Genomic DNA, 12370 nt, shown 5'->3' with positions numbered 1-12370 from the left:
GCTATTAAGCTATTTCATACCTCTGTTTCTGATTTTTATGAATATAAAAAAACTTATTACAATTAGCAGTAGTAGCCCCAACCCAAACCAAACATACGAAGTGGAAGTTACCGAGGATACATCACCACTTATAACAAATCCCGCCCAATAATACGGATGCTTTAACGCTTCATCTGTAGTGCTTTTCAGGTAATCCTGTTTAGCCAATTGCAAGGCTATATCTTTGGCTTTGCCCTCCTTCAGGTAATCATAAAAAGCGGTCATAATTTGCGCGGTCTCCCTATCTGGAACCTGCCATAAACTCACCAGAGTACTCGATACGCCGGCATAATTAAACGCACGCGAAAGACTCATCACCCCATCTCCTTTTTCATACTTACCACTACCTGTATTACAGGCGCTGAGCACGGCCAGACCTGCATTGAGTTCTAAACCGTATATCTCGAGTACACTGAGTTCAGCATCTGCACCGGGTTCAGTATCCGCAAAAAGCAGGCTGTTATTCATTGGATTAATCTCGTCAAGCCTGCCGTGTGTAGCCAGGTGCAAAATGCTGTAATCGCCCTGCTGCTCTTTGAAATGGGTTTTGGTAGCCGCATTACCGGTAACTGCCCTGCCCTGCATCTTTTCAGCAATACGGTTTACTTCTTCAAAGTTGGCCTGTAGCGAAGCATTAGCATATTCCGGTGCAAATCCCAGCCACCTGGTACCCTTTTTAGTTTTTAGCTTAACCTGCTCATCGAGCAGTTGTAACGAACCGGCATAACGCACTGGGCCCGATTCTATCAGCATTTTACCGTTTGACTTTAAGATTTCAAACGGAATACTGCTTAGCACATCATCAGTAATAATGGTAAGTCTTGTAAAAGCAGCCGGCAATTGAGGAAGAAGCATCGCAGAAATAGCATCAATATCTTCCTTGTACCATGCCCTTTCTTTCAGGCTGACATATAAGCGCTCAACCCTACTTTTAAGTCCTTCGGCACCGGTCATTTTTTGCAAACTCACCTGATCTTTACTGAGCTGCAAAAGGTATACGGTGTCATCAGCAAGAAAATAGTCAAGAACCACCTCACCGGATTCTAATAAATTCTTTTGATAATACGCGGAAGTTTCTGATAAAGACAAGGTACTGGCCTGATAGTACTGGGGATAATTTTCTTTTAATTGTGCGTTTAAAGCCTCTTCCTGCCTTTGCAGCGCCAACTGTTGATCTATCAAAGCGGCTCTGGTATCAGCTACCACAGCTGCATTTAGTTCTTCGTTAATCGCCTCAATGGCAGACTTAATAGTATCCTGTTGTACCAAAAGTCGCTCGTCTACCCCGTAGGTTTTTGCCAGGGTAGAAGCCTTTAGACCGTCAAGAAGTGCTGAGCCTTTGTTGATTTCCATAAACCGAAGGGCTCTGGTATAATTCTCTGACGTGGGGTGCTCTTTTAAATTTTCATAAATCAAATCAAGAGCAACAGGAATCTGGTCTGAAACCTGATCGCCGTAGAAAATTTTGGAAGCATCATAGGTGAGGGAAGATTTTTGCCGAACCAGTTTTTCGATATAGGTGTCCAGCTGACTCATAGCTTCTTCCAAGTAAGTCTTCTCTTTTGTGGCTTCGTATTGCTTTTGCATTAGGCTAAGCGATAACATCAGGTTTTCAATATGTGAACTTTCTACTCCTGAAAGTTTAGACAAGCCCTTTGCGCGCTCCTGAAGCAATTGCCCGGCTTCGTCGTAGTCTCCGTTGGCCATAAGAGCTCTTATTTTATAAAACCGATTGGCATAAAAGATCACCGAAGTCGTATCCTTGTTTTCAACCAGAAGGCTTTTCTCCTCATCGATATAGGGCCCTGCTTTGCTTATTTGGTCACTGCCGCTATAAAACCCAATCAATTCGGTGAGGGCTGCCGTATTGGTATAAATGCGGTCTGTACCCCGGGCCATATCGAGGGCCTTTTTAAAGTATACCTCAGCAGTATCCAGATTACCGGCACTCGCTTCCAGTTGTGCCAGGTCACCCGTAAAGGCAGCGCTTAATGAAGAAGCTTCACCATAGGCCTTAAGTGTGTTTTGTAAAGCAGGTTTGAGCAGGGCACGGGCCTCATCAAACTTACCCTGAGTGGCGTAAATACGGGATAGCGATGAAGCTACCAATCCGCTGAGATAGACATCATCGGTTTTAATTACATCTTCGGCAAGGGATTTAGCCTTGAGACCAGCGATCTGCGCTTTTTTAAACTGGGAAGTGTAGTAATAGCAATCGGCAAGCAATGCATAGCGTGAAATGAGATACGGTGTGTTTCCGTTAGCGATCTCGTAATGTTTAGCAGATTCTATAAGGTATGGAAGTGCTTCCTCATATCTGGAATTGGAATAGCTGAGGGCTCCCATATTCCAGGCGATACTGCTTATCACATTACTGTCCTGCACGTCTTCATCAAGCGCCAGATCGTAACATTGCTTAAAATGCCCAATTGCCTTCTTGCGATTACCCATTTGATAATAAATACCGCCCAGCATACGATGCAATTGCACCGGCTCGTAACGGTTTTCTTCCGTAATAAGTTGCAATGCACGATTTCCGTAGGTTTCAGCCAGTGAATACTGTCGTTGATTGTAAAGTGCTTCGGTTATTTGAGCGAAATATTCCGCTTTTAGATCCCCTCCCTCCCGTTCTGCCACGAGCGAATCTGTAGTAAGACGCTTGTGAAGATTCAAAGGGTTTTTAAAATCTTCTGCTTTCAGGGTATAGGCATTTTTAAAAGCCTGAAAGAGCGGCTGGCTTTTAATTTTTGGAGCTATCTGAGCCGTATCAAATTGAACGGCCCGATCGGCAAAAGCTCCCGTCGCCAGGTTCATAATACGGGCAGGTAAATAATCTGTTTCCATCTCAGATGCCGTCCGGAGGTATTGAACCAGAAGGCTGTCTGCCCTGGGTCTGAGTAAAGATTTGGCTTCAGTGCTGTACAACCTATAGGTATCGTAAGCACGCGAGTAGAGCGAATCGCTTTGGGCGGTCAGCTTTAGGGAGAGCAGAACCAGCGCAAGGAGTATGGCTGATTTTTTCATATTTTTAACAAAACTTTAAAAATAGAAAAATACCTTTCTTACTCAAATAGAAGAAGTTAAGTTTTATGGAAAAATGTGATTTTAGCCGTAAGACTTCTTGAGATCATCTGCCAAAACCTAATCATAGTGCTACACGACGACTTTAAAACTGCACTTTATACCTCTTCTTTCTAAAAGTATTTCTCCCTTTTGATTCGTACGGTAACTTAGAGTCACAAAACCTTAAGCCATTCGGTTATACCTGAAAGTCGAAAAATCCATCCAGTTGCTTAACATTCATTTATCATCTGCAGAACCCTTATTGGCCTAACTTTGACGCCTATGAAAAAGACTATAAACCCGGTTTTACTGGCGACAGGCCTCCTGCTTTTCATCGGCCTTTCTGCTTCTGCACAGGAATCCCCGGAAGATTCCCGCAAAAAAGGCTTCATCACCCGATACATCAATAAAATTTTTAATGACACCGTTTCGCAGGAAAAATCGCAATTCCTCATTTATCCGGTTATGGGCGTTCGTCCTGAAACGGGTTTAGAATTTGGTGTTGTGCCTTTAATGGTTTTTTATGCCAATGAAGACACCAATAACAGGCTTAGCGAAATCAACGCCTATGCCTTTTTTACGTTTAATGGCCAATACGGCCTGCGCATCAACCACGCGATTTACTCAGATCAGGACAAATGGTTTTTTCTGGGAGATCTTGATTTTGAACAGTTCCCTTTGAAATATTATGGTATTGGCAATGACGTTCCCGAAGACAACATCGCTATCGTAGATGCGACGCAGATTCAGATTAAAGAGCGGGTATTACGCAAGGTTCTTGACAATTTTTATATAGGTCTGGAAACCGATTTTCGCAGCCTTACCAATGTGAGCTTTGAGTCTCCCGAAGACAGTGATGAACCCCTGGATATCGAGTTACCTTTTGGCGCTAACGGCTCAACCAATTTTGGTATGGGTATCGGTTTTGTTTATGATGAGCGCCATAATGTGCTTAACGAACGTGATGCCTTTTTTAGTGAATTTGCCTATCTCAATTACAATCCGTTTTGGCAAAGTGATGTCAAATACCAACTCATCACTTCAGACAGCCGCTTTTTTACTCCGGTTGGTAAAAACGATGTATTGGCCGCACAGCTCATCGGGCAGTTTAACTTTGGAGGTGATGTGCCCTTTAACCAGTTGTCCTATCTGGGCGGTGAAAGCATTATGCGGGGGTATTTTGACGGAAGGTTTAGAGACCGCAATCAAATCGCGGCTCAGGTAGAATACCGTTTTTTACCGCTAAAGTTGGGCTTTAGTGACCGTATAGGAGCAACAGTATTTACCGGCGTGGGCGAAGTTTTTGACGGCTGGGATGAAATACGAATGAATAACTTAAAATGGTCGGCCGGAGCAGGGGCCCGCTTTCTGCTTTTTAAGCAAAAAGACATCTTTATACGCTTTGATTATGCCTTTACACGAGACGGAAGCAATTTCTATCTGAGTATTGGAGAGGCGTTTTAGTGGTTTAAAACCAATTTAATTCGCATTTTTAAATGCACCCGTATTCTTAAAATAAACACCCTATTAAACTTTAATTTTTCACGACTTTCTTAGAGTAAGTCCTTTGGTCAAAGATAAATTTTAAAAAATAAATCCCTGGTCCAAACTCTCTCAAATCTAAAGTTTCAACCTGATTGGTGTCTTTTAGTATCTTTCCACTAATATCTAGTAATTCTATGCGTTCTGGCAGTTCTGTAGGATAATTTACTTTTATATAATCGTTGGTTGGGTTAGGATAAAAACTGAACAAGTCTGAGTTATTATCATCTATTTTTAGACTACCCTTACACGCAGCACTCACTTCTTCTTTTGTGTTACAACCTTCCTTGTTATACTCAACACCGGCACGGCCTTCCTCTAAAAGTTGACATACAATATTAATATTACAGACGCTCAGATTAGGATTATTATAGATGCTAATCGAACTACCTACTTCTTCAATATTATCTAATGACCCGATGTTATTTAGATCTTCATTATTTCCTAAATAAATTCGTTTTCCTATTTTCCTCAAGTTTTCAAAAGCGTCAATTTTCTGAAATCCGGTATTTATATTAATATTTAATTCTTCACCAATATCGGTAAGGCTATTAAAACCGGAAAAATGGGTAACATCACAAGACGTCATATCAAAATTAATATCAATACGTTTTAAATTTTGAAAACCAGTAAGATTTTCAATGGATGTGTCATTAAAACTCACCCATTCCATTGAATTAACATTGCTAAAACCGCTTAAATCACTTATAGTCGAATTATATATGAAAAATTGTCCCATATGATCAACCAAAGAATTAAAACCTCTTATTGAACAAACTCCAGAATTACTAGATAAACTAAAATATCCCAGTGTTTTTAAATTATTAAATTCATCAAGGTTAGTAATTGAATTATTTTTAAAATGAATTCCATATTCGATTAACTCTATAGCAGAAAATCCGTTAACATTTTGGAGTTTAGGGTTATCGTAGATTTGCATTCCGCCTTTAACTTCTTTAAGTCCATTGAAACCTGAAATCGAAATCAAATTTGGATTATTCTCAATTCTAAATTTCCACACTTCATAACCTTCATCTATTTTTTGAAGAGTATTGAATCCTGAAATAGTTTCCAGTTGATATCCACTTCTGATTTGAAAATCAGAGACACCACTTTTTAAAGCGTTGAATCCATTTAAACTTTTCAAGGAATGTACAAAAAGGAAAAAATCACCATTAAGGTTTTCTAAACTTTCAAATTTACTTATGACTTCTAGCTTAAGGCTATACATAATTCTGAAACTACCCTCGACATTCTGTAATTTTTCAAAGCCAATTAGAGAGATAAGCTCTTCGTTCTTATAAAGGTTGAATGAACCACCTATAATTTCTAAGGCTCGAAAACCATCAATCGTTTTCAATGAACGGTTCTCATCAATTGAAAAGGCTCCTCCTATCTCCTTTAATTTATTAAACCCAATAATTCCAGTGCTGCTGCTATAACAACTAAATGTACCTGAAATACGTAACAAGTTTTCAAACCCCCGTATTTCCTGAGAGCGGCTTTGAATAAATCTCAAATCTCCACCTATTGATTTTAAAAAGTTGAAGCTATCATAGGATTTTAAATTATGATTTCTGTAAAGTCCTAAATTTCCTAGTATTTCCTCAAGAATATCAAAACCACCTGCTATTTCTAGTTTTTCATTGTCCTCAATTTCAAAGTCTCCTCCTACAATTTTTAAATTACTCATTCCTGAGAGGTTTAAAAGATTTGAGTTATTCTCTATAGTTATAGACTTACCAATCCCTCCTAAATTTTCAAATCCTGAAATTTCAATAGAATTATTTCCAGTAAATAAAACGTTGCCCGAAACCACTCTCAACATATTGGGGCCCTTTATATATTTGTCTCGATTACTTCCAAAATTTAGATCCCCTCCAATAGAATCCAATGAGCTGAGATTACTAAGTAAGGATAAATCATCATTACTGCGAATACTAAAATTTCTTCCAATTTGGCTAAGAGATGATAATATTGCTGAATCTGGCAGACTATTGTAAGAGAAATCAAAATTACCTTTAATAAATTTAAGACTTTGAAGACCTGCCAAACCAGGATGATTTGTGTTTGATAAACTAAAATCTCCATTAATTTCTTTCAGATTATTCAACCCATTAAAATCTACCAAACTGTCTAACCTTGATAGATTTAGGGAAGAATTTATGATTTCAATATTGGATAGTCCATTTACATTCTTGATCGTTCCAATATTATCACTTACAGAAAGCGATACATTTAATTCAGTACAATTAGGATAAGTTACTTTAAAAGCATCTATCTGCTCTTGAGTCGTAAGTTGCACGGCTTGGGTTGGACATTGACCGTAAGTTTTTAAAACTAGAACCAATAAAAAAACAAAGCTAAAAATCTTCATATGAGAATAGTGGATTAATGAATATTGATCCCGAGAAAAATAAGCTGTAAAAGCATTTCAACATTCAAGACTTCAAAATACGGCTAAATATAGTATTTAGATATTTAGCCGTATTGAGGAAATCCTTAAAACAATCAATAATTCTATTTAATAAAAAATTACAATTATAAATAATACTTAGTCTATTTCATCCAAAATCCCATTACCACCACTAATTTTGAATAGTTAACCTTTCCAATTTTTGTAACTTCGGCTTTCCTCCTACGCGACTAAAACCGGGCACATGAAAATCCTCCATACCGCCGACTGGCATATCGGCAAAAAGCTACATAAACACTACCTCCACGAAGACTTTGAGCGCTTTATAACCTGGTTGCTTAACTGCATACAGGAGCATGAGGTTGAAGTGGTTTTGATTTCGGGTGACGTGTTTGACCTGGCCAATCCTTCGGCCGAAGCCCGCCGCCAGTACTATTTGGCACTCAAAAAGCTGAGCAACCTCAACTGCAAAATCATGATCACCGGCGGCAATCACGATTCGCCCTCTATGCTGGATGCTCCTCGTGAAATTCTCGAAGCACTTAACGTACACATCATCGGCGGGATGCCTCAGGACCCCGCTCATTGCCTCATCCCTATCCGCAATAAAGCAGGTGAAGTTGAACTGGTCGTGGTAGCGATTCCGTTTTTGCGGGATAGTGATCTGCGCGCTGCCGAAGAAGGGGTGAGCTATGACAACCGTATAGAAGCCATCCGCAAAGGAATCGAAGCCGTGTTTGCGCAGGCAGCCGCGCTTTGTAAACAGCAATTCCCGGGTCTTCCCGTGATCGCGATGGGGCACTTGTATGCCGCCGGAATCGAGTCCTCCGAAAGTGAGCGCGACATTCAAATAGGCAATCAGGCGGCTTTTCAGGCGAGTCAGTTTGGTGACTATTTCAGTTATGTGGCCTTAGGTCATATTCACAAACCGCAGCGCATCAACGCGGCAATTCCCGCTTTTTACAGCGGCTCGCCTCTACCGCTTTCATTTAGTGAGCGGAAAGATGAAAAACGCGTACTAATATTGGATACTGAAGCGGGATTTGAGCCGCAAAGCATCGCTGTTCCTGCTTTTCGTAAGCTGATAAAAGTGAGTGGCACTTTAGACCAAATCAAAGCCAAATTGAGCCTGCTTTCCGCCGAAGGCGAACTCACCAATCTGATTGAAGTCGAATTGCTCGAAGAAGATTTTGATGCGAGGCTCATCAATGAACTAGACGATCTGGTGACGCAGTTTGAAAAGCCCGGTATGGAGATCGTTAAGCATCGTGCGAGCTTTAAAAACCAACTTCGCGAAACCGGAAAACTCTTTGATGCGCACCAAAAGCTTGAAGATTTAAAACCCCGGGAAGTTTTTGCCAAAATGTTGGAACAGCACACTTACGATGCTGAAATCAAAGCTCAGGTGACCCGAGCCTTTCAGGAAGTTTTAGAACAAATTACCAACGCAGACCCGGCCTAAAATGAAGCTATTAAAAATTGATTTTCAAAATATCAATTCCCTGCGTGGGGAACATCATATCGATTTTACCCAGGAACCCTTTCTGCAAAACAGTCTGTTTGCGATCACGGGACCTACCGGAAGCGGCAAAACCACGATTCTCGATGTGATCTCGCTGGCGCTTTTCAATCAGGTGCCGCGTCTGGGTAAAATGAGTACTAACGAAATCCTGAAAAAAGGCGCGATCCTTACCCGGAATCAGAGCGAAGCTTTCGCCAAAGTAACCTACCGTTGCAAAGCCGGTATTTTTGCTTCTACCTGGTCGATCTCTACCGCCCGCACCGGGAATTTACGCGACTACCATATGGAGCTGGAAGATCTGGAGAGCGGTGCACTTTTAGACCTGAAAAAATCAGATGTGCCTGCGAAGAATGAAGAACTCATCGGGCTGAGCTACGATCAGTTTATCAAAAGTGTGGTACTGGCTCAGGGCGAGTTTGCCAAGTTTCTTCAGGTGCCCAAAAAAGAACGCGGGGCTTTGCTCGAGAAAATAACGGGAACCGAAATCTACCGCCGTATCGGGCAGGAAGTGTTTCTGAAAAACAAAGAACGTGCAGCTGCTATTGACGCTAAAAAAGGAAAAATTGAAACCTATAAAGAGCAATTATTAGAAGAAGAAGTCTATAAACTAAAGCAAACCGAAGGCGAAAAACTGCAGCAGGAACGCGAAGCGATTAAGTCGAAACTGGAACGTCTGGCTAAGGAAATCGACCTGAAAACCAAACTCCGGCAGGAAGAGGCCGAACTGGCTAAAACCGAAAACGAACTCCGCGAACTAAAAGTCCGTCAGCAGGAATTTGATGCCGAAAAAGGACTCAAACTCAAGCGGCATCAGGAGATTCAGGTATATGGCGACGACCTCAACACCTGGCAAAGTCTTACCGAAAAAGTTAAAGACAAGCAAAGTGAAATCACGACAGCAAGCGAGGAGATCAAAACTGCTGAAGCAGAACGCAACCGACTTAAACATGAAATCAGTGAAGTGTTTAAGCTGGATGTTTCACCCGAGCATTTTTCCAAAAAGCTGGACGCTTATAAAACGGATTTACGCAAGTTGATAGCGAAGCGCAATACCATCGCCACCAGTTTTACCAATACCAAAACCCATCTCAAAAGTCTGGCATCGCCACTTCATTTTGACAGCGATCCTTCCGATTCTACTGCATTTGAGGCTGAAGTACAGCGTAAACTAACCAGTAAACAGAAAACCTATGAGGAGCTTGAAGTTCGTTTTGATCTCAAGAATCAGGCGGTAAGCGATAAAAAGGAAAAACTTCAACAACAACTGAAGCAATTGCGCCAGGCTGAAAAAAGCGCCACTGCAATAGAGCATCTCAAGAGCGTCTTGCAGGAACGGCAAAACGAAGCCACACAAATCACAGCGCAACAAAAAGGTTTACCGGAACAGCTGCATGCGTTAAAGTCTCAGATCGAACTTAAAGAAGCTCAGCTCGAAGCCAAACAAAGCAAATTGGAGATCGAGAATCTGCAAAAGCAACTCAGTGATTACCGCCGTGAATTAAACGATAATGAGCCCTGCCCCCTCTGTGGTGCGCTGCATCACCCGTATGCAGAAGATCTTCCGTTAGCAGAAAACGGACTCAAAACGGCAATTGACACGCTAAAGCAGGAACTTAACGAGTTATCCAAAAAACGTACGGCTACCGAAACCTCGCTAAGCCAACTGGAAAAGCAGGAAAAACTCATTCAGGAGCGCATCAACGTGGGGACTGCCCAGCTTAAAACCGAGCAGGAAAACTTTGACAAAGAATTTAAAGACCTTTTAAAAGAAGTTTCCGCAGGCAGTTTTAGAGAGCTTGAAAACAGTCTGGAAGAACAGGAACGCGAGCTTAATCAGGCTGAAAACCTGGAAAATGAACTCAAGCTGTTGAACACCTTAAAGAGTCAGGCTGAAGACCTGAGTACGCTATTAAAACAGGGAAAACAGGTTTCTCATGAAATCGAAAAACGCTTTACGGGGAAAATTTCAGAATTCGAGCATACCATCAACAGCATCGAAACCGACTGGAACCGCAATGAACAAAATCTGCAACAGCAACAGCAGCTTTTAAAAACAGCTGAAACCACCGCAAAACAAGTGCAGGAGCAGCTGAGCAGATTGAGCGAAAAGCTGACTGCTGCACTGCAGCAAAAGGGCTACGACTCTATCGAACTGGCTTTACAACAGCGCTTACCGTTAGGAGAAGCTCAGGCTTTGGCTACCGAGCATCAAAATTTACAAAATGCCCTGCTTCGGCTTAATACCTTACATTCCAAACTTAAAGAAGCTATTGCCAGCTTAAAAGAAACCGCCGGTGAAATACCTCTCGAGGAACTGAAACAACAGCAGCTCAAGCAGAATGAAGCCCTGACAAAAAATGAAACCGGATTTAATGAGGTTTCGCGATTGCTAAAAAATCAAAAACAAAACCTCGAAGCCATCGAGCAACTGCTGCAGGAAATAAACACCAGTATTGAAGAATCGAGACACTGGTACATTCTTAACGAATTAATTGGCGATTCTAAAGGAGACAAATTCAACAATTTTGCGCAGGATCTTACCTTGCAGCAATTACTGCTTTTGGCCAATAAACGCCTGATACAACTTACAGACCGCTACCGCATTGATCAGCCGGGTGATGAAGAGGATGACAGTCTGGTAGCCATTGATGAGCATATGGGCGGGCAACGCCGTTCTATTAAAACGCTTAGTGGCGGCGAGACCTTCATTTTGAGTCTGGCGCTGGCATTGGCCTTGTCTGATTTGGCTTCGCGAAATATTGAAATCAACAGCCTCTTTATTGATGAAGGTTTTGGTACACTCGACCCGGAAACCCTGGATCAAACCCTTGATACTCTTGAAGTGCTGCAAGCAGAATCGTCCAAGATGATTGGCGTCATCAGCCACGTAGACAGTCTGAAAGAGCGTATCGCCACCCAAATTCAGCTTACGCAAAACGGACAGGGATATAGCACCTTAAAGGTGGTTTAGATATTTAATTTTATATTGCTTGGATAATAATCTTACTATGCAGAATTATCTTTTCGCCATTTTATGTTTATTCTTTTTTATTCAATGTGACTCAGGTTCTGAGAATACTATAGATAACTCTCCGGAAACTGTTAAGCTTCTAAAAACCTACGAGAAGTCAGGAGAAAGTAACTATAAGATTGAGTTGTTTTATAATGAAGATCAAACATTAGATTACGCCATATCTACATCCAATGAATTTGAAGATTTTATCAGGGAATATATTTATGAAAGCGGTCTACTGATTCGCTCAGAAAAAAGGGATATAAATGCTGTCTATGACGACTATTTTGAGGAATATATTTACGAAAATGGAGTACTGGTGACGCGTAAAGACATTTACAATGAAAACTTTTTAGATGAAACCTTTCAATTTACGATTCTAAATAATCGTATTCAAAATATTGCGTATTACGCACAGGATGACCCGGACTTACGAAGTATTTATGTTTACAGCTATGACGCCGCCGGAAATGTAGTTTTACAAGAAACGATTGTTGATTCAAATACCGAATCTGAAATTCAGTATACATACGATGATAAGATAAATCCCTTTAGACATCTTAAACCTCATTTTTTATTGTGGGAAGATTTTCCTTCGAGAGTAAATAATGTTTTATCTTCTAAAAGAATAAATTTATCAGACAACCGGGTTATCTGGGAAGAAAACTACACGTATACCTACGATTCAGACGGTTATCCCATAACTCAGGACGATGGCGTCAGTATAATAACGTTTACCTACTATGACACTATCCTATTAACTGTGTAAGTTAAA

General features: G+C 41.0%; 6 protein-coding genes. 4 read left to right on the top strand and 2 right to left on the bottom strand.

From position 1 onward, the window contains the following. Positions 1-9: 9 nt before the first annotated feature. Entirely contained in the window at positions 10-3063 is a 3054-nt protein-coding gene (locus CJ305_RS10720; protein ID WP_099646277.1) for a CHAT domain-containing protein, read from the bottom strand. A gap of 321 nt (positions 3064-3384) precedes the next feature. On the opposite strand from CJ305_RS10720, the gene CJ305_RS10715 reads away from it, so the two are divergent. Beyond that, the gene (locus CJ305_RS10715; protein ID WP_189319430.1) at positions 3385-4566 is read left to right on the top strand and encodes a BamA/TamA family outer membrane protein; all 1182 of its coding nucleotides are present in this window, start codon (positions 3385-3387) and stop codon (positions 4564-4566) included. Positions 4567-4636: 70 nt separating this feature from the next. On the opposite strand, the gene CJ305_RS10710 is transcribed toward CJ305_RS10715, so the two are convergent. Next, a complete protein-coding gene (locus CJ305_RS10710) occupies positions 4637-7021 on the bottom strand; it encodes a T9SS type A sorting domain-containing protein (RefSeq protein ID WP_099646276.1) in 2385 nt (794 codons plus the stop codon). Positions 7022-7304: 283 nt separating this feature from the next. On the opposite strand from CJ305_RS10710, the gene CJ305_RS10705 reads away from it, so the two are divergent. Genes CJ305_RS10705 through CJ305_RS10695 form a run of 3 tightly spaced genes read left to right on the top strand, consistent with a single transcriptional unit; the run spans position 7305 to position 12364 of the window. Then, the gene (locus CJ305_RS10705) at positions 7305-8522 is read left to right on the top strand and encodes an exonuclease SbcCD subunit D C-terminal domain-containing protein (RefSeq protein ID WP_099646275.1); all 1218 of its coding nucleotides are present in this window, start codon (positions 7305-7307) and stop codon (positions 8520-8522) included. Between the two features lies 1 nt (position 8523). Beyond that, the gene (locus CJ305_RS10700) at positions 8524-11553 is read left to right on the top strand and encodes an AAA family ATPase (RefSeq protein WP_099646274.1); all 3030 of its coding nucleotides are present in this window, start codon (positions 8524-8526) and stop codon (positions 11551-11553) included. 37 nt (positions 11554-11590) lie between these two features. Next, the gene (locus CJ305_RS10695) at positions 11591-12364 is read left to right on the top strand and encodes a hypothetical protein (RefSeq protein WP_143469374.1); all 774 of its coding nucleotides are present in this window, start codon (positions 11591-11593) and stop codon (positions 12362-12364) included. Positions 12365-12370: the final 6 nt, after the last annotated feature.

The sequence above is a fragment of the Leeuwenhoekiella nanhaiensis genome (assembly GCF_002744755.1).
In the GTDB taxonomy this organism is placed as follows: Bacteria; Bacteroidota; Bacteroidia; order Flavobacteriales; family Flavobacteriaceae; genus Leeuwenhoekiella; species Leeuwenhoekiella nanhaiensis.
The sequence above is the reverse complement of the archived record's forward strand: the minus strand, read 5'-3'. Positions and strand labels throughout refer to the sequence as shown.